The following is a 17,781-nucleotide window of genomic DNA, read 5'->3' as shown; positions in this document are numbered from 1 at the left end:
AACAGGCCGCGCGAAGATGCGGGCGAGGATCAACATGTCCGAGAGATCGACAGACCAGGGCAGCAATGGCGAAGCAATCCGCTTCTCGGCCATTCTCACGCCGCACCGGTCCCTCAGTCAGCGGGGATTCCTGATCCTGATGCTGTTCTTCGGCGGTGCCAGCGTCATCGCCGGCACCGGATTTCTCATGATAGGCGCCTGGCCGATCTTCGGCTTCTTCGGACTTGACGTGGCACTGCTCTATTGGGCGTTTCGGCGGAACTACCAAGATGGCAATATGCATGAGCAGGTCGATATCACGGATTCGGCGCTCGTGGTGCGCAAGGTGTTTCCGCGGCAACCGCCAAAGGAATGGCGGTTCATTCCCTATTGGGTGCGCGTCGAGCTGATCGAGAACGAGGCGCTCGAGACCTGCGGCCCTCTGTTTCTCACCTCGCATGGACGCCGGCTCGAGATCGGCTCATTCCTGTCACCCGATGAGCGGCGCGACCTTGCAGGCGCGCTGAAGGCAGCCTTGCGGGGCGGGTTCAACCCGGTCGCCCAGCCGGCTTGAGCATCGCCATAGCAATTGCGTCCATACTCTTATCGCTCCCGACATCAAGGAGATTACATGTCGACGGCTCAAGCCTTCAGCAATACTGACACCCTGTTCGGGCGGGGCCGCAAGCAGGACCTGTTCGTGACGGCCAAAGCCATTGCGCCAAGCGATTACAAGCTCCGAGGTGCGGGCCTGGCCATGCGCTATGGCTTCCATGATACGGCTTTCGGGCTGGCGCTGGTCGTGGTCACCGACCAAGGCCTTTGCGGGCTTGGGTTCGCAGAGGATAGTGAGGAGGGTCGTCAAGAGGCGATGCTGGACATGACCCGGCGTTGGCCGCTTGCAACATTCACCCAAGATGCCGAGGAAACGTGGGCTTACGCGCAGCGGGTGTTCAACCCAGAGGAATGGGTCGAGGCCAATCCACTGAAGCTCGTGCTGATCGGTACCGAGTTCGAAATTCGCGTCTGGCGGCGGCTGCTCGAGATTCCGGTCGGGCAGACAACTTCATATTCGACCATCGCGCATGACTTGGGAAAGCCCACGGCATCGCGCGCCGTGGGTGCAGCGGTGGGGCGCAATCCGATTTCCTTCGTGGTGCCCTGCCACAGGGTTCTCGCCAAGAATGGCGGATTGTGCGGCTATCACTGGGGTCTCGACCGCAAACGCCGCATGTTGGGCTGGGAGGCCGAGCTGATCGGTTACGCAACCTGAGCTGGCTTAGATCAGCCGTCAGCCCTTCGGCTCCTCGCGGCTCGTCACCTTCATATCCTGGTCGAGCCGGTAGATGATCGGGGCGCCGGTGGCGAGCTCGCGCTTGGCAATCTCCTCGCCCGGCAGGTTCTCGAGATGCATGATGAGGGCGCGCAGGGAATTGCCATGGGCGACGATCAGGACCCGCTTGCCCTGCTTCAGCTGTGGCACGATGTTGGCCTCGAAATAGGGCACGACACGCGCTGCCGTATCCGCGAGGCTCTCACCGCCCGGAGGCTGCACGTCATACGATCTGCGCCAGAGAAACACCTGCTCCTTGCCCCAGCGCGCGCGCGCCTCATCCTTGTTGAGGCCGGTGAGCTCCCCATAATCGCGCTCGTTCAGGGCCTGATCGCGGGTGACGGGCAGATCCTCCTGGCCCAGCACCTTCAAAATGCGCGAGAGCGTATGCTGGGCGCGGATCAGCGCACTGGTGAAGGCCGTATCGAAGGAAAGGCCGAGCGCCTTCAGACGTTCGCCTGCCTGGTTCGCCTCTTCCCGCCCAAGCTCAGTGAGATCGGGATTGGCCCAACCCGTAAACAGGTTCTTGAGGTTCCACTCACTCTGGCCGTGCCGAACGAGTACCAGCAGACTGTCCATCAAACGCCCTCACTCTCAATCGGTCAGGCCGAGAACATCGGCCATCGAATATAATCCCGGCTTCCGGCCACGAGCCCATAGGGCGGCCTTGACCGCACCGCGACCGAAAACGTCGCGCCCCTCCGCCCGATGCCCGAGCTCGACCCGCTCACCATCGCCAGCAAAGATGACGGTGTGATCGCCAATGACGCTGCCGCCGCGCAATGTGGCAAAGCCAATGGTGCCGCGCTGGCGCGGGCCCGTGTGCCCATCACGCACCCGAACGGAGGCTTCGCTCAGCCCCACCTTGCGCCCCTCAGCGGCGGCCTGGCCGAGCAGCAGGGCGGTGCCTGAGGGAGCATCGACCTTGTTGCGATGGTGCATTTCGACGACCTCGATATCAAAACTCTCGTCGAGGGCTGCCGCCACCTTGCGGATCATTGCCGCCAGCAGGTTGACGCCGAGGCTCATATTGCCGGACTTGACGATTGTCGCATGGCGCGCCGCGGCTGCAATTCTCTTATCGTCCTCGGGGCTGAAGCCGGTGGTGCCGATCACATCAACGATGCGGGCCTGGGCCGCAAGATCAGCCAGAGGCAGTGATGCCGCCGGGGTGGTGAAATCAATGATGCCATCGATCCGGGTAAAGAGCGGCAGGGGATCATCCTGGATCGTAACGCCAATCTCGCCGATGCCTGCAAGCTGCCCCATATCGGCGCCGATCAGAGAGGATCCAGGCGCTTCGAGGCCTCCCGCAACTTCGCATCCGTCCATTTCATGAACGAGCCGCGTCAGCGTGCGACCCATTCGACCGCCGGCACCTGCAATGGCAATTCTCATCGCCGTCATCGTCACATCCCCCGAGGCTACATTGCGCCCTATAGCAGGCGAGCTGTCAGATGAAAAGAAAGGAGACCGGGTTGCCGCCCCGGGCATGGATCAATATGGTTTGCTTGATTGGGCGCGTGGCAGGGGTGCTGAGTATGACAGAGCTTGCAAAATCCGTAGAACTCAAAGCCGCTGCCGACCGCGTCTGGGCCGTTATCGGCCAGTTTGGCGATATCGCGCAATGGCATCCAGTGATCGATGCCGGTCGGGTCGAGGAGGTCGATGGCAAGCGGCGACGACTTCTGGCGGTGACAGGTGGGGGTACCTTGATCGAGCAGCTGGACGCCGTGGATGATGGGGCCATGTCCTATAGTTACAGCCTGATCGATGGTCCGTTACCGGTCGAAGATTATCATTCCACGATCGCGGTCATGCCTGTGGACGAGAGCCATTGCAGGGTGACCTGGACAGGGCGCTTTCGCCCGAAGCCCGGCACCACCGAAAGCCAGGCGATCCAGGTGATCGAGAGCATATACACGACCGGCTTCGATGCCCTGCGGAAGCAGTTCGAACACTAGCGCGTTTGTCGCATTTTCTTCACGCGAGCCGGATCCACTTCGCTCGAAATGCTCGAACTCATCAACACCGAAGCCGATCACCATGAGCATAGAGTCTGTGCGCGCCTTTCTCGCGCAGCATGCGCCCGACATCGAGATCATCGAACTTGACGTGAGCACGGCGACCGTCGCTCTCGCAGCGGCCGGCCACGGGGTCGAGCCCGGGCAGATCGCCAAGACGCTCTCGCTGCGTGCGGGCGATCAGACATTCCTTCTGGTCACGCGCGGCGATGCTCGCCTCGACAATCGCAAGGCCAAGGCCGCTTTCGGCGGCAAGGTGAGCATGCTCGGCCCCGAGGAGGTCGAAGCCATCACGGGGCATCCGGTCGGCGGTGTCTGCCCGTTCGGGCTCAAGGCGCCGCTGCAGGTCTATTGCGATGTCTCGCTGAAGCTCTTCGATGAGGTGGTGCCGGCTGCAGGCTCCACCCATAGTGCCCTGCGCATCGCACCAGACCGGCTGGCCAGTCTGGTCGATGCGACATGGGTGGATGTGTGCCAGGAGCGGCGCTGACCTGTTTACGTGTCACACGTCGAGATTTGCGACCTGCAAAGCGTTATCGCGGATGAAATCGCGGCGTGGCTCGACCAGATCCCCCATCAGCTTGGCGAAGAGATCGTCAGCCTCATCCAACTCGCGGACCTGCACCTTGAGCAGGGTGCGGGCATTAGCATCGAGGGTCGTCTCCCAGAGCTGCTGCGGGTTCATTTCGCCGAGGCCCTTATAGCGCTGGAGCGAGATGCCTTTGCGGCCAGAGGAAAAAACCGCATCGAGCAATTGGATCGGACCGCGAATGAAGGTCTCTTCGCCCTTGCGGACCAGGCGGGCCGCCTTGCCATAGATCTCCTGGAGATGCGCCTGCTTCTTGTCCAGCCGCAATGCATCGGCCGATGAGATCAGCTTGCCATCTATGGTCCTCACCTCGCGGACGCCGCGGATCTCGCGCGAGAATTCAAGCCCACCATCCGGCATCGGCTTACCTACCCAATCCTGTTCCGTCTCCTCAGACAGCAGGCCTAGGCGCCGCGCCACGTAATTGGCGGCATCGAGCGCGCGAACGGGATCCGACAGGGTCTCCGGGTTGAGCGCTCCGGCAATGGCCGCCTGCTCCACAACGAAGCGGGGATAACGGGTATGCAGGCCATCGAGAATCCCGCGGATCTCCAGGGCCTCAGACACGATCTGGCGAAGATCATTGCCTCCGCGCTCGTCGCCATTGGCAAGGATCAGCACCGCATCGCCGATGCCACCTTCGATCAGATATTGCTCAAGCGCTTTCTCATCCTTGAGATATTGCTCCGAATTGCCGCGCTTCACTTTGAACAGCGGCGGCTGCGCGATGTAGAGGTGGCCCTTCTCGATCAGCTCCGGCATCTGGCGATAGAAGAAGGTGAGCAGGAGCGTGCGGATATGAGCGCCGTCCACATCGGCGTCGGTCATGATGATGATCTTGTGGTAACGCAGCTTCTCCAGGGAGAAGTCATCGCGGCCAATGCCGGTGCCCAGGGCCGTGATCAGCGTGCCGATCTGCTCGGACGACAGCATCTTGTCGAAGCGGGCACGCTCCACATTCAGGATCTTGCCGCGCAAAGGCAGCACAGCCTGGTTCTCGCGATTGCGTCCCTGTTTGGCCGAGCCACCGGCGGAGTCACCCTCGACGATGAAGAGCTCGGATTTGGCGGGATCGCGTTCCTGACAATCCGCGAGCTTGCCCGGCAGGTTGGAGATATCGAGCGCGCCCTTGCGGCGGGTGAGTTCGCGGGCCTTGCGCGCCGCCTCACGCGCTGCGGCCGCTTCCACGATCTTGTTTACGACCTGCTTGGCTTCGGCCGGGTGCTCTTCTAACCAGGTGGCAAGATGCTCGCTGACGACGCCTTCGACCACCGGCCGCACCTCCGAGGAGACCAGCTTATCCTTGGTCTGTGAGGAGAATTTCGGGTCGGGCACTTTGACCGACAGGACGCAGGTCAAGCCTTCGCGCGCATCATCCCCGGTAAGTGCCACCTTCTCACGCTTGGCGAGACCGGATGACGAGGCGTAGTTGTTGATGACGCGGGTTAGCGCCGCGCGAAAGCCTGCAAGATGGGTGCCGCCATCACGTTGAGGAATGTTGTTGGTAAAGCAGAGCGTGTTCTCGTGATAGCTGTCATTCCACCAGAGAGCGCATTCCACCTGGATGCCGTCGCGCTCTGCCTTGATCACCACCGGGTCGGCGAAGATCGGCTGCTTGGCGCGATCGAGATAGCGCACGAAGGCTTCGAGGCCGCCGTCATAGCGCATGTCTTGGAACTTGGGCTCGACGCCGCGACGGTCGGTGAGGCTGATGCGAACGCCGGAATTCAGAAAGGCGAGCTCGCGCAGGCGATGCTCCAGGGTGCCATAGTCGAACTCGACCATGCTGAAGGTCTCGGTGCTCGGCAGGAAGGAGACCTGCGTGCCGGTGCGATCGGATGGCCCCACAACTGCGAGGGGTGCTTCAGCGACGCCATTGACGAAGGTCATTGCGTGCTCATAGCCATCGCGCCAGATGGTCAACTTGAGCCATTGCGACAGCGCGTTCACCACCGACACGCCCACGCCATGGAGACCGCCTGAGACCTTATAGGAGTTCTGATCGAATTTGCCGCCGGCATGGAGCTGGGTCATGATGACTTCGGCGGCAGAGACCCCCTCTTCCGCATGGATCGCGGTTGGGATGCCGCGGCCATTGTCGGAGACCGTAGCGGATCCGTCGGGATTGAGGGTTACGGCGACGTGGTCGCAGTAGCCGGCGAGCGCCTCGTCGATGGCGTTGTCGACGACCTCGTAAACCATGTGATGCAGGCCGGACCCGTCGTCGGTATCGCCGATATACATGCCGGGACGCTTGCGTACGGCGTCCAGACCGCGGAGCACCTTGATGGACTCCGCACCGTATTCCGCATTATGACCGTTCGTGTCGCTGGCCTTGTTCATCCACTGTTCCCATTCTCAATCAACCAGTTCCATGAGCGCGCCATCGCGGGCCCGCAAGAACTGCGCCGAACCGCGCAGGGCAGAAAACAGGGACGCGTCGGTCCCGGTCATCCAAGCCTGGACAGGAAGCGCCAGCAGGCATTCGAACAAGCCCCGCCGCCGCTCCTCGTCCAGATGCGCCGCGACTTCATCGAGCAGCATGATCGGCGCATATCCATCAAAGCCATCGGCAACGATCCGGGCATGAGCCAGGATGATGCCGATGAGCAACGCCTTCTGTTCGCCGGTGGAGCATAGCCGCGCTTCCACATCCTTTGGACCGTGCTTAACCACCAGGTCGCTGCGATGAGGACCCCGAAGGCAGCGGCCTGCGCTCGCATCAAGTCCACGCGATTCGGCGAGAATTGTACGGTAGCGCTCTTCCACATGCAGCGCCGGCATTTCCGCAATCGCCGCTTCGAGCTCGCCTTCAATGGTGAACTGCCCCCAGGGGAATGTGCCCATCTGGCCACTGGCGTGCTGCTCGCTGGCCGCCAGCTGGAGCGCCTCCACAGTCGCCTGCCGGGCCGCGGCAATGGCGACAGCGTGCTCGGCCATCGCCGCCTCGAGGCCATCAAGCCAGATCGGATCGCGGCGCGCGCCCTCCCGCCCCTCTTCCAACAGCCGATTACGATCGCGCATCAGCCGGTCAAAGGCGTTCACTCGGCTGGCATGTTCTGGATCGATCCCAAGCACCAGCCGGTCGAGAAAGCGACGCCGATCACCCGCCGGACCATTGAAGAGACGGTCCATTGCCGGGGTAATCCACACCATGCGAATGATCGAGGCGAGCGCCCCGGAGCCACGATGGGTGGTGCCCTCAATGCGCACTTGGCGTGCTTGTGAGGCCCCTTTGACCGGTTGCACAGGCGATCCCATGGCATCGGCAGCGCCGTCCGGCTCGCCAGCGAGTGCCTCGCCCTGGCTGCCATTCCAGGCTGTACCGACGCGGATCTCTGCCTGGGGCCCATCGAGCACGGCCGCAATGGCCCAGCCGCCGGCACCTTGGTGGCGCACCATATCCGCATAGGCCGCTGACCGGAGGCCGCGGCCCGGACACAATATCGAGAGAGCCTCCAGCAGATTGGTCTTGCCGGCACCATTGGGCCCAGTGAGCACCACCGGTGCCGGGCCCACGTCCAGACGCAGGCGCGCGTAATTGCGGAAATCTGTCAGAGTTAGTCTTGTCAGCGCCAGAGCGCGGTTTTTTGACACCGTCGGCGCTCCAATGACCGAACGTCCTGCGAACGAAAATGCCTCAATCCGCCGAGCTTAACGCCCGAGCGTTATATGGCGTCGCCGCAGCGATTCTGCAAGCTTTTCCGCGCTTTCCAAGGGTACTGGAGAGAGTTTCCGCGTTCACACCCGCATCGGCATCAGGACGTATAGCGCCGAGTCGTCCACGACATCGCGGATGACCGTGGGCGAGCCCGCATCCGCCAGCATGAACCGCGCTGTGTCGCCCTCGAGTTGCCCGGCGATATCAAGGAGATAGCGCGCATTGAAGCCGATATCGATATCCGTGGCGTCGTAATCGGCGACGAGCTCCTCTTCGGCCGAGCCGCTGTCTGGATTGTTGACGGTGAGCACCACCTTGCCGCTGCCGATATGCAGTTTGACGGCACGGCCCTTCTCGCTGGAAATGGTGGAGACGCGATCAACGGCCTGAGCGAAGAGCTTAGTGTCGACGTCCATCACCTTATCGTTGTGCTTCGGGATCACGCGCTCGTAATCCGGGAAGGTCCCGTCAATGAGCTTGGAGGTCAGCACGATGCCATCGAAGCCAAAGCGGATCTTCGATTGGGACAAGGAGATCTCGATAGAGGCATCGCGATCCTCGATCAGACGGTGCACTTCCAAGACCGTCTTGCGCGGAACGATCACACCCGGCATTCCGGCCGCCCCCAATGGCAAAGCCAGTTCGAACTGGGCCAGGCGATGGCCATCGGTTGCAACCGCCCGCAGCTTGTCCGCCGGTTCAGCGCGAACTGCATGCAGATAGATGCCGTTCAGATAGTAGCGAGTCTCCTCGGTCGAGATCGCAAAGCGGGTGCGCTCGATCATGGTTTTGAGATCGGAGGCCTGCACCGCGAAATTGTTGGAGAACTCGCCGGCCGTCAGCCCGGGAAATTCCTCCGCCGGCAAGGCCTGCAGCGCGAAACGGGAGCGCCCGGCAAAGATCGAGACGCGACCCGTGTCGGCGCCCTGCTCGATCTGAAGCTGGGTGCCATCGGGGAGCTTGCGCACGATGTCATGCATCATGTGCGCTGGGACCGTTGTGGCTCCGCCCTGGGCCACATCGGCAGGAACCGTCTCGATCACCTCCACGTCAAGGTCGGTCGCACTCAGACGGATCTCACCGGCGCGGGCCTGGATCAGCACATTCGACAGAATGGGTATCGTGTTTCGCCTTTCCACGACGCTCTGGACGTGGTTCAGCGCTTTAAGAAAGGCCGACCGCTCGATGGTGACCTTCATGGCGGCAACTTAGCTCCTCATCTTGCCCATCCCGTAACGCCATCAACGCGATCTGCGTACAGACGGGGCTCCTTGCGGCGCAACCGAATGCATACGCATGACGGGTGGCGTATCGCTCATCGGGAATGTGCCCCGGATCGGTGGCAATCACAAGCCCCGGGGCTGTGCGCCGCCGTTCAGGGCTGCTCAAGGAGCTTTGTTAGCAGCACCACCTCGCGCTGGAGCTGCTCATCCTTCTGGAGGAGCTCCTCAACCTTGCGCACGGCGTGAAGAACGGTGGAGTGATCGCGGCCCCCGAATCGGCGGCCAATCTCCGGCAGAGACCGAGAGGTCAAGCGCTTGGCGAGATACATGCCGACCTGGCGCGGCCGAACGATGGACCGAGCCCGACGGGGCGAGAGGAGATCGGCCTTGGCCACATTGTAGTGACGGCCGACGACCCGCATGATGTCATCGATCTTGATGCGCTGAACATCGGCGTTCTGCACCAGATCGCGCAAGGCAGAAGCAGCGAGGTCCACGGACATTGGCGCCTGCACCAGCTGCTGATGGGCGATCACCCGGATCAGCGCGCCTTCGAGCTCCCGGCCGCCGCCATGGACGCGATTGGCGATGAACTCGACCACATCCTCCGGCACGGAGATGGAAGGGTCGCGCTTGACCGATTCAACCAATCGCGCATGCAGGATGCGCCGCTTGAGCTCGAGCTCCGGTGGCTGAATGTCGACGACAAGCCCGCCGGCGAGCCTGGAGCGCATGCGCGCATCGATCGAATCGAGCTGGGTCGGTGGAACATCGGCGGCAACAATCACCTGACGCTTGGAATCGACCAGGGAATTGAAGGTGTGCAGGAACTCCTGCAGCATGGTCTTGCCCTGCAAGAACTGGAAGTCGTCGACCAGCAGCACATCGACCGACTGGAACTGGTCCTTAAACAGGATCACGTCGCGTGCACGGATCGCCGTGATGAAGTGATACATGAACCGTTCGGCACTGAGGAACAGCACCCGGCGTTGCGGCTGTAGCTCGCGAATGCGCCATGCAATGGCATTCAAGAGGTGGGTTTTTCCCAGTCCCGAGGCCGAATGGACGTAAAGCGGATTGAAGCTGACGGGCGCGTCTATGGTTGCCTCTGCGACGCGTGTTGCGGCCGCATGGGCAAGCGCGTTGGACTTGCCGAGAAGGAAGGTATCGAAGGTCAGCTCCGGATCAAGCGGCGTGCCCCGATCGATATCGGGAGCGGGTTTCGGGTGCGGATCCGCTGATTTCGCCACAGGTTGCGGCGCGGGCTTCGACTGGACCGGCGTGGCTGCGGGTGCAGGGCTGATAGATTCGGCCCGCGGGGCTCCGCGACGGGGTTCCGACCGCACGATGCGCACGGGGGCCCCCCGTGTTCTCACGCGAATCTGCACATCCTGGATGCCGCCGAGCTCAGCATCGGCCAGGCTCACGAGCTTATCCAGATAGTGCGACTGCACCCAGTTCCGGAGGAATTGCGTGGATACGGAGACAATCAACTTCGAGCCGGAGCGCTCCTCCATCTCCATCCGAGCAAACCAACTGGAGAAGAGATCCTCGCCGAGCTCCGCCCTGAGCCTATCGGAGATACGTCCCCATGCTGCCGCCAGATCGGCAGCTTTTGACTCGTCGAATGCCACTCCCTCGTTCCCCTTACTAGAAACGCTTGCCAACACGGCCGAAGAGTTCGACGGCGAGAGAGCGGTTGCTCCGGACCGGATTGCCGAAGAGCGGTCACCAGGCCCAGATGTCTGCCAACTCCCCTGATTACCCACTCCCGGCTTTCGCACCAATTGCAGCGATTGAACCGACCCCACACTCTTCATCAGACACAAACCTCTCTCGCGCCGCCTGCTGCAGCGCCGACAACTCAGTAGGCCGGCGCGCCATAGCCACGCCCACCCAAAAGGTTCAGATGGTGATTAACGAATACCCCGCCCGAGTGACCGCGATATGCCGGTCAGCGCCGCTCCCCCGCCATGTCTTCAAAGCTCCTCAACTGACAAAATTTCCCCGCCCCGGACGGCATTCCGCCCGAGCCAACAACAACCAATACGCGCATGTGACGTGGCGAGCGATCACGCTGAAACACGGGTAGTTCAGCCTCGCGACCGCCCTGGCCACAATTCGACAACCCCTCAGGAGTGAACTCGAGGCCCAAATTTGGCCGTCACTCTGAAGCGCCCGATGACCTTACACGGAGGCGCTGGGCATGACAACAGGCAACCCACCTATTACTCCGTATACAGATATTTATCCGAATACGAAACGGCACCGTCGAAGTAGAGCCGACGGTTAACAAGTTATTGAGTCGTCATATGAATCGGCAGTAACAAGAACTGTGGCCCAAAAACCGCAGAATTCCGCGGTTTGAGCATTTCTTGATTTTTACACAGGCTCCCATCCCGGGTTAAACGGGATCCGGCCCAGCGATACGGGTAAGCAGTTGTTCCGCCGAGAAGAATTCTGATAAATCTTTGTACTGACTATTCGCCAAATGAGAAGGGCGCCCCGGTTACCCGGCGCGCCCCCTATCGCGACCCCAGCCTGAATATCAGGCAGACATCGTCTTTATACGATGCGCCAGCCGAGAAATTTTCCGGGACGCGGTGTTGCGATGAAGGATACCCCTGTTCGCGCCACGGACAATTTCAGGTTGCGCTGCACGAAGAGCCTGCTCGGCCGCCTTCTGGTCGCCACTGGCAATCGCCTCCTCGACCTTGCGGACGAACGTCCTCACGCGGCTGCGGCGAGCGCCATTGATCTCCGTACGTCTCTGCGCCTGGCGGATAGCCTTCTTAGCCGAACGAGTGTTGGCCATGACGACAATTCCTTCTTGAACGAAAACGGGAGACGGGCGCCGCCGCAACGACGCCCGTCCCAAGTCCGCGCTTATAGCCATGACGGCCGAAAGCGTCAACTCACCTGATCGATATTCAGCGATTCTTGAAGTTCGGCTGACGCTTCTCGATGAAGGCCGTCATGCCTTCCTTCTGGTCTTCCGTCGCAAACATGGACTGGAACACGCGCCGCTCGAAGCGAATGCCCTCGGCCAAGGTGGTCTCGTAGGCCCGGTTGACCGTCTCCTTGGTCAGCATCACGATCGGGAGGGAGAATGCCGCAATCTTCTCGGCAGCCTTCATGGCCTCGTCGAGAAGGGTGCCGGCCGGGACAACCCGGCTGACCAAGCCGGACCGCTCCGCTTCAGCCGCATCCATCATGCGGCCGGTCAGGCACATGTCCATCGCCTTGGACTTGCCAACGAAGCGCGTCAGGCGCTGGGTGCCGCCCGCGCCAGGCATCACACCCAGCGTGATTTCCGGCTGACCGAACTTGGCGGTCTCCGCCGCGATGATGAAATCGCACATCATGGCGAGCTCACAGCCGCCGCCCAGGGCATAACCTGCAACCGCCGCAATGATCGGCTTGCGGGTGCGAGACACGCCGTCCCAAGACGTCAGGAAATCACCCTTATAGGCATCCATATAGGTCTTGGTCTGCATCTCCTTGATATCGGCTCCGGCGGCGAAGGCCTTTTCGCTGCCCGTCAGCACGATACAGCCGATCTGATCGTTCGCATCGAACTCGCTCAATGCCTGGACCAGCTCGCCCATCAATGCGGAATTCAGCGCATTCAGAGCCTTGGGTCGATTGAGCGTGATGAGGCCAACCCGGTCACGGGTCTCGACGATGATGTTTTCGTAGGCCATAGCAGTCCTGTTCTCTCCCTGAACATCTGGCGCAACTGTAGCCGAGATCGGCGACCGCGCAACCGCCGATCATTCCTGGCAGGTGCTGCAGAAAAATGTGGAGCGACCGCTCTGGGTCACCCGCTCGACAATGCCACCGCATCCCGGCCGCCGGCAGGGCTTACCCTCCTGATCATAGACCTCGAAGGTGTGCTGGAAATAGCCGAGCTCGCCATTGGCCTGGGCATAATCGCGCAGCGAGGATCCGCCCGCCGCGATCGCATCCCGCAGCACTGTCTTGATACTGTCGACGAGCCGATGCACGGCCGGCGTCGGGCGGCCGTCATCCACCACCGTGCCGGACTTGCGCTGGGGGGACAGGCCAGCACGGAACAGCGCTTCACAGACATATATATTGCCAAGACCTGCAATGATGCGTTGGTCGAGCAGGGCGGCCTTGAGCGGTGCCTCGCGGCCCTTAAGGCGCGCAGCCAGATAGGCTGCGTCAAAGGTGTCATCCAAAGGCTCGACGCCGATGCCCCGCAGCAGCTTGTGCTCGTGCAGCCCATCCGCCCGGGCAAGATCCATGATCCCGAAGCGCCGCGGGTCGGCGTAGACGATGCGGGTGCCATCGTCCAAGTCGAAGATCACATGATCATGCGGGCCGTCTCCGGCGCCGGCTGTCGCAGCATGGTAGAACACGCCTGGCTCGAGAGCCCGTCCCCCAGCGGGCACGATGGTGAACCGGCCGGACATGCCAAGATGCATGATCAAGACATCACCACGATCGGTCAGGCCCAGCAGATATTTGGCGCGCCTGTCCATGCGCTCGATACGGGCGCCTTGCACGCGCTGGCGGAAATCAGGGGGAAAGGGAAAGCGCAGGTCGTCCCGCCGCAGATCGAGCCTTTCTATGCGATGGCCGATCATTGCGTTAGCAAGGCCGCGGCGGACGGTTTCGACCTCGGGCAGCTCAGGCATGTTCCTCGGACTTGCTCAGCGAAAGATTGCGCATGAAGAATGGATTACGCCGAGATCTGTCGCCGTGCCAATAGAATTGCGAAACGTGCTGCGCTATGGTCGCCCGCAATGAGTGAACATGAAAACGATCAGCCCCCATCGGGGGACAGCTCCACCGAAGGCACCGCGCCGTTCGGCTATCGCAACGTTGCGGCGGGCGATAAACAGCGCCTGGTCAATGATGTCTTCGCCAAGGTCGCGCAGCGCTACGACGTGATGAACGACCTCATGTCGGGCGGCCTGCATCGTCTGTGGAAGGACGAGATGGTCTCCTGGCTGGCGCCGCCGACCAATGACCGTGCCTTCCATGTGCTGGATGTAGCAGGTGGCACAGGCGATGTCGCGCAGCGGATCCTCGAGCGCGGCGGTAGCGGCGTCCAGGTGACCTTGAGCGACATTTCGCCGGAAATGGCGGCAGAAGGGCTGCGCCGGGTGCGCGAGCGAGGAAAGCAGGGCAGCGGGCCTGAGCCTTCCATGCGCGCTGATCGCTTCCGCGATCTGCCACTTTCTCTGATCAAGCGGCCAAAGACGGCGCGGCCGAGGGCGAGCCTCGTGAGCCGCTGCCGGTTCGTGGTGGGGAATGCCGAAGCCCTGCCCTTTCCCGACAAAAGCTTCGATGCCTATACGATCGCGTTCGGCATCCGGAACGTCACCCGCATCGACCAGGCGCTGCGCGAAGCCTATCGCGTTCTGAAGCCGGGTGGCCGGTTCCTCTGCCTGGAGTTCTCGGAAGTGAATGTGCCGGGGCTCTCGGCTCTTTATGACGCCTATTCCTTCGCGGCTATTCCAGCCATGGGCAAAGTGGTCACGGGCGATGGCGCACCCTATCGCTATCTCGTCGAGAGCATCCGGACCTTTCCCAATCAGGAAGCCTTCAAGACGATGATCACCGCGACCGGCTTCGCGCAGGTGAAGTATCGCAACCTCTCCGGCGGCATCGTCGCAATGCACTCCGCCTGGCGGGTGTGACGCGGCTGAATGGCGAGGCCATGGCAAACAGCATAGCCAATCTTGTAAGGTTGATGCGAACAGGCTGGGTGCTTGCCCGGCATGATGCATTCGCCGGGGCCGAGACAATCGACGACCTCCCGCCGGCTTTGCGCGTCGGATTCAGGCTCATCCGCTGGCTGGGCCGGCGCCATCCGCGCGGCAGAAAGGGGCTTGCCGCCGCAATTGCCGAGCTCGGGCCGAGTTACATCAAGCTTGGTCAGTTCCTTGCGACGCGCGCCGACATCATCGGGAGCGAGCGGGCGGCCGAACTCTCCAAGCTGCAGGACAAGCTGCCACCATTTCCGCGCGGCGTTGCCCTGGAGGAGATCCGGAAAAGCCTCGGCTCGTCCCCGAAGGCTCTCTTCGATGAGATTGGTCCACCCATTGCGGCCGCCTCCATCGCCCAGGTGCATAAGGCCACGGTGCGGGATGAGGATGGCACCTTGCGCGACGTGGCAATCAAGGTGCTGCGCCCCGGGATCGAGAAGCACTTCGCCCGCGATCTCGACACCTTCTACTACGCCGCGCGGATGATGGAGCGCTATAATCCGCCCTCTCGACGACTGCGGCCGATCAAGACGGTCGACATGCTGGCGCAGTCGGTCAAGCTCGAGATGGATCTGCGCATGGAAGCCGCCGCCCTGTCGGAAATGGCGGAGAACAGTCGGAATGATCCGGGCTTCCGGGTGCCACGGGTCGACTGGGAGCGTACCGGACAGCGGGTGCTCACCACCGAGTGGATCGAGGGAACGCCGCTGAGCGATGTGGAAGGGCTCCGGGCGCGCGGGGTCGATTTCGAGCAGCTCGGCAATACGATCATCCAGACGTTCCTGCGTCATGCGATCCGCGATGGCTTCTTCCATGCGGACATGCATCAGGGGAACCTGTTCATCGACGATGACGGACTGCTGGTGGCGGTCGATTTCGGCATCACCGGGCGGCTCGATATGAAAGACCGGCGGTTTCTCGCCGAGATTCTCTGGGGCTTCATCACTCGCGACTATCAGCGGGTCTCGAATGTCCATTTCCAGGCCGGCTATGTGCCTCTCGATCAATCACCGCAGGTCTTCGCGCAAGCGCTGCGGGCAATCGGTGAACCGCTGCTGGATAAGCCGGCCGAGCAGATCTCCATGGCGCGACTGCTCGGGCAACTCTTCCACGTGACCGAGCAGTTCAACATGTCGACGCAGCCGCAGCTCCTGCTCCTGCAAAAGACGATGGTGGTGGTGGAAGGCGTGGCGCGCAGCTTCAATCCCCGCCTCAATATGTGGGAGACAGCCGAACCGGTGGTGCGGCAATGGGCCGAGCAGCATTTCGGTCCGAGCGCCTATCTCCACGATGCGGCCGAGGGAGCCGCCACGCTCGGCCGCTTCATGAGCAACCTGCCGGAATTCTTCAGCGAGGCTGAACGCACCGCCAAGCTCATCGCGGATATGGCTTATGCTGGCGGGCTGAAGCTCGATCACGCGACCAGCGAGGCGCTTGCCATTGCACAGGCGAGACACAATTTGACCAGCAGGCTCGCACTCTGGATCGGTGCGCTGGCATTGGCGGTGCTGGCGCTCGGCCAATTCATGTAAGGTGGATCGAGACCTGTCAGCGAGGCAAGCGATGCTCGGAAACAAGCGCATATTGCTGATCATCGGCGGCGGGATTGCCGCCTATAAGGATCTCATCCTGATCCGCCGGTTGCGCGGGCGCGGCGCCGCGGTGCAGGCGGTGCTGACCAAGGCTGCCGAGCAATTCGTCACGCCTTTGGCGGTCGCAAGCCTCACCGAGAACAAGGTCTATACAGATCTGTTCAACCTCACCGACGAATCGGAAATGGGCCATATTCAGTTGTCGCGCTCAGCGGATCTGTTGGTGGTGGCGCCGGCGACCGCAGATCTCATGGCCAAGATGGCGAACGGTCAGGCCGACGATCTCGCTTCAACCACATTGCTTGCCACCGATACGCCGGTGCTGATCGCTCCGGCCATGAATGTACGCATGTGGGAGCATCCGGCAACCAAGCGGAATCTCGCCGCGCTGCGCAGCGACGGCGTCATAGTCGTCGGGCCCGAGCAGGGCGATATGGCGTGCGGCGAGTACGGCTATGGCCGGATGTCGGAGCCGGAAGCCATCGTCGCGGCCATCGAGGCGTTCTTTGCAACCGAGGCAGACCGGCCGCTGGCCGGCTACAAGGTGCTGGTGACCGCCGGGCCGACTCATGAGCCGATCGACCCGGTGCGCTACATCGCGAACCGATCTTCCGGCCAGCAAGGATATGCGATTGCCGCAGCCAGCCAGCGGCTCGGCGCTGAAACGGTGCTGATCAGCGGCCCCACCACTCTCGTTCCACCACCGGGCGTGACCGTGAGACGGATCGAAACGGCACAGCAGATGCTCGATGCGTGCGAGGCAGAACTGCCATGCGATGTGGGCATATTCGCCGCAGCGGTGGCCGACTGGCGCGTCGACAATGCCTCGTCACAAAAGATCAAGAAGCAGAATGGCGCGCTTCCTGGTCTGCAACTGGTTGAAAATCCAGACATCCTGAGGACCATCGCCCATCTGCAGAATCGGCGGCCGCGGCTGGTGGTCGGCTTTGCCGCGGAAACCCAGGATGTGATCACCAATGCCCGGCGCAAGCTCGAAACCAAAGGCTGCGACTGGATCGTTGCCAATGACGTCTCGCCCGCGACCGGAATTATGGGCGGCCCGAACAATGCCGTTCACCTGGTCACGGCGCAGGGTGTGGAAGATTGGCCCGATCTGCCCAAGGGCGAAGTCGGCCTGAGGCTCATGCAACGGGTGGCCGACGCCTTGCGGACAGCCGCCTGATGACCATATCCGTTGCCATTCAGCCGCTTCCCCATGGGCGGGACCTGCCCTTGCCGGCCTACGAAACGGCGCTTGCGGCCGGCATGGACCTGCGGGCTGCGATCACGTCGCCGCTGACGCTCAATCCGGGCGAGCGCGCGCTTGTTCCAACCGGGATCGCCATTGCACTGCCCGAGGGTTTCGAGGCGCAAGTGCGTCCGCGATCAGGCCTGGCGGCAAGGCACGGGGTGACCTGCCTCAACACACCAGGGACGATCGATGCGGATTACCGCGGCGAGATCAAAGTGATCCTGATCAATCTCGGCAGCGAAGCGGTGACCTTCGAGCGGGGTGATCGCATCGCCCAGATGGTGATCGCGCCGGTCACGCGTGCGCGTTGGAAGGTGGTGGAGATGCTTGAGGAAACCGCGCGTGGGGACGGTGGCTTCGGGTCCTCAGGCCGGCGCTGAGGTCGCG

General features: G+C 62.2%; 16 protein-coding genes and 1 pseudogene. 8 read left to right on the top strand and 9 right to left on the bottom strand.

Annotated features, from left to right (window positions below; all coding sequences use genetic code 11):
- Positions 1–34: 34 nt before the first annotated feature.
- Together RCF49_RS15730 and RCF49_RS15725 are read left to right on the top strand one after the other, a co-directional pair.
- On the top strand, positions 35–553 hold the full coding sequence (locus RCF49_RS15730) for a DUF2244 domain-containing protein (protein WP_342640748.1): 519 nt from the start codon (positions 35–37) through the stop codon (positions 551–553).
- Positions 554–646: 93 nt separating this feature from the next.
- Positions 647–1,252 (top strand): annotated as a pseudogene (locus RCF49_RS15725) (methylated-DNA--[protein]-cysteine S-methyltransferase); the annotation flags it as partial.
- 18 nt (positions 1,253–1,270) lie between these two features.
- Here the strand turns inward: RCF49_RS15725 and RCF49_RS15720 are convergent.
- Both RCF49_RS15720 and dapB read right to left on the bottom strand, forming a co-directional pair.
- Positions 1,271–1,894: a 2,3-bisphosphoglycerate-dependent phosphoglycerate mutase gene (locus RCF49_RS15720; RefSeq protein WP_342640747.1), complete on the bottom strand. Its 624-nt coding sequence runs from the start codon at positions 1,892–1,894 to the stop codon at positions 1,271–1,273.
- Positions 1,895–1,906: 12 nt separating this feature from the next.
- Complete coding sequence (gene dapB, locus RCF49_RS15715) at positions 1,907–2,719, bottom strand: 4-hydroxy-tetrahydrodipicolinate reductase (RefSeq protein WP_342640746.1); 813 nt, start codon at positions 2,717–2,719, stop codon at positions 1,907–1,909.
- Between the two features lie 134 nt (positions 2,720–2,853).
- On the opposite strand from dapB, the gene RCF49_RS15710 reads away from it, so the two are divergent.
- Both RCF49_RS15710 and RCF49_RS15705 read left to right on the top strand, forming a co-directional pair.
- Entirely contained in the window at positions 2,854–3,276 is a 423-nt protein-coding gene (locus RCF49_RS15710) for an SRPBCC family protein (protein WP_342640745.1), read from the top strand.
- 82 nt (positions 3,277–3,358) lie between these two features.
- On the top strand, positions 3,359–3,826 hold the full coding sequence (locus RCF49_RS15705; protein ID WP_342640744.1) for a YbaK/EbsC family protein: 468 nt from the start codon (positions 3,359–3,361) through the stop codon (positions 3,824–3,826).
- Between the two features lie 12 nt (positions 3,827–3,838).
- On the opposite strand, the gene gyrB is transcribed toward RCF49_RS15705, so the two are convergent.
- The 7 genes from gyrB to mutM all read right to left on the bottom strand — a co-directional run bounded on the left by gyrB (position 3,839) and on the right by mutM (position 13,473).
- Complete coding sequence (gyrB, locus tag RCF49_RS15700; protein ID WP_342640743.1) at positions 3,839–6,268, bottom strand: DNA topoisomerase (ATP-hydrolyzing) subunit B; 2,430 nt, start codon at positions 6,266–6,268, stop codon at positions 3,839–3,841.
- Between the two features lie 15 nt (positions 6,269–6,283).
- Positions 6,284–7,522, bottom strand: a complete 1,239-nt coding sequence (gene recF, locus RCF49_RS15695) for a DNA replication/repair protein RecF (RefSeq protein ID WP_342640742.1) — start codon at positions 7,520–7,522, stop codon at positions 6,284–6,286.
- Positions 7,523–7,666: 144 nt separating this feature from the next.
- Entirely contained in the window at positions 7,667–8,785 is a 1,119-nt protein-coding gene (dnaN, locus tag RCF49_RS15690) for a DNA polymerase III subunit beta (protein WP_342640741.1), read from the bottom strand.
- A 176-nt stretch (positions 8,786–8,961) separates the two neighbouring features.
- Positions 8,962–10,443, bottom strand: coding sequence for a chromosomal replication initiator protein DnaA (gene dnaA, locus RCF49_RS15685; RefSeq protein ID WP_342640740.1), 1,482 nt, complete (start codon positions 10,441–10,443; stop codon positions 8,962–8,964).
- A 914-nt stretch (positions 10,444–11,357) separates the two neighbouring features.
- Positions 11,358–11,624 (bottom strand): 30S ribosomal protein S20, encoded by a 267-nt coding sequence (gene rpsT / locus RCF49_RS15680; RefSeq protein ID WP_342640739.1) that lies wholly within the window; start codon positions 11,622–11,624, stop codon positions 11,358–11,360.
- Between the two features lie 115 nt (positions 11,625–11,739).
- On the bottom strand, positions 11,740–12,513 hold the full coding sequence (locus RCF49_RS15675) for an enoyl-CoA hydratase (protein WP_342640738.1): 774 nt from the start codon (positions 12,511–12,513) through the stop codon (positions 11,740–11,742).
- 69 nt (positions 12,514–12,582) lie between these two features.
- Positions 12,583–13,473 carry a bifunctional DNA-formamidopyrimidine glycosylase/DNA-(apurinic or apyrimidinic site) lyase gene (gene mutM / locus RCF49_RS15670; RefSeq protein WP_342640737.1) on the bottom strand — a complete coding sequence of 297 codons (891 nt, stop codon included), beginning with the start codon at positions 13,471–13,473 and terminating at the stop codon, positions 12,583–12,585.
- Positions 13,474–13,581: 108 nt separating this feature from the next.
- Here mutM and RCF49_RS15665 point away from each other — a divergent pair, with 108 nt between their 5' ends.
- Genes RCF49_RS15665 through dut form a run of 4 tightly spaced genes read left to right on the top strand, consistent with a single transcriptional unit; the run spans position 13,582 to position 17,774 of the window.
- Positions 13,582–14,481 carry a class I SAM-dependent methyltransferase gene (locus tag RCF49_RS15665; RefSeq protein WP_342640736.1) on the top strand — a complete coding sequence of 300 codons (900 nt, stop codon included), beginning with the start codon at positions 13,582–13,584 and terminating at the stop codon, positions 14,479–14,481.
- A 20-nt stretch (positions 14,482–14,501) separates the two neighbouring features.
- Complete coding sequence (gene ubiB / locus RCF49_RS15660; protein WP_342640735.1) at positions 14,502–16,082, top strand: 2-polyprenylphenol 6-hydroxylase; 1,581 nt, start codon at positions 14,502–14,504, stop codon at positions 16,080–16,082.
- 31 nt (positions 16,083–16,113) lie between these two features.
- Positions 16,114–17,325 (top strand): bifunctional phosphopantothenoylcysteine decarboxylase/phosphopantothenate--cysteine ligase CoaBC, encoded by a 1,212-nt coding sequence (gene coaBC, locus RCF49_RS15655; RefSeq protein ID WP_342640734.1) that lies wholly within the window; start codon positions 16,114–16,116, stop codon positions 17,323–17,325.
- Positions 17,325–17,774, top strand: a complete 450-nt coding sequence (dut, locus tag RCF49_RS15650) for a dUTP diphosphatase (protein ID WP_342640733.1) — start codon at positions 17,325–17,327, stop codon at positions 17,772–17,774. Before coaBC ends, dut begins: the two co-directional genes overlap by 1 nt.
- The last annotated feature ends 7 nt before the right edge of the window (positions 17,775–17,781 follow it).

This window comes from Rhodoligotrophos sp. CJ14 (genome assembly GCF_038811545.1).
GTDB classification, from domain to species: Bacteria; Pseudomonadota; Alphaproteobacteria; order Rhizobiales; family Im1; genus Rhodoligotrophos; species Rhodoligotrophos ferricapiens.
This window is presented reverse-complemented; position numbering and strand designations above follow the sequence as displayed.

Coding starts and splice junctions, on each gene's coding strand:
- gyrB (WP_342640743.1), bottom strand. CDS start 6,268: ATGAACAAGGCCAGCGACACGAACGGTCATAATGCGGAATACGGTGCG.
- dnaN (WP_342640741.1), bottom strand. CDS start 8,785: ATGAAGGTCACCATCGAGCGGTCGGCCTTTCTTAAAGCGCTGAACCAC.
- RCF49_RS15675 (WP_342640738.1), bottom strand. CDS start 12,513: ATGGCCTACGAAAACATCATCGTCGAGACCCGTGACCGGGTTGGCCTC.
- coaBC (WP_342640734.1), top strand. CDS start 16,114: ATGCTCGGAAACAAGCGCATATTGCTGATCATCGGCGGCGGGATTGCC.
- RCF49_RS15705 (WP_342640744.1), top strand. CDS start 3,359: ATGAGCATAGAGTCTGTGCGCGCCTTTCTCGCGCAGCATGCGCCCGAC.
- ubiB (WP_342640735.1), top strand. CDS start 14,502: ATGGCAAACAGCATAGCCAATCTTGTAAGGTTGATGCGAACAGGCTGG.
- RCF49_RS15710 (WP_342640745.1), top strand. CDS start 2,854: ATGACAGAGCTTGCAAAATCCGTAGAACTCAAAGCCGCTGCCGACCGC.
- dut (WP_342640733.1), top strand. CDS start 17,325: ATGACCATATCCGTTGCCATTCAGCCGCTTCCCCATGGGCGGGACCTG.
- rpsT (WP_342640739.1), bottom strand. CDS start 11,624: ATGGCCAACACTCGTTCGGCTAAGAAGGCTATCCGCCAGGCGCAGAGA.
- RCF49_RS15665 (WP_342640736.1), top strand. CDS start 13,582: ATGAGTGAACATGAAAACGATCAGCCCCCATCGGGGGACAGCTCCACC.
- RCF49_RS15730 (WP_342640748.1), top strand. CDS start 35: ATGTCCGAGAGATCGACAGACCAGGGCAGCAATGGCGAAGCAATCCGC.
- dapB (WP_342640746.1), bottom strand. CDS start 2,719: ATGACGGCGATGAGAATTGCCATTGCAGGTGCCGGCGGTCGAATGGGT.
- mutM (WP_342640737.1), bottom strand. CDS start 13,473: ATGCCTGAGCTGCCCGAGGTCGAAACCGTCCGCCGCGGCCTTGCTAAC.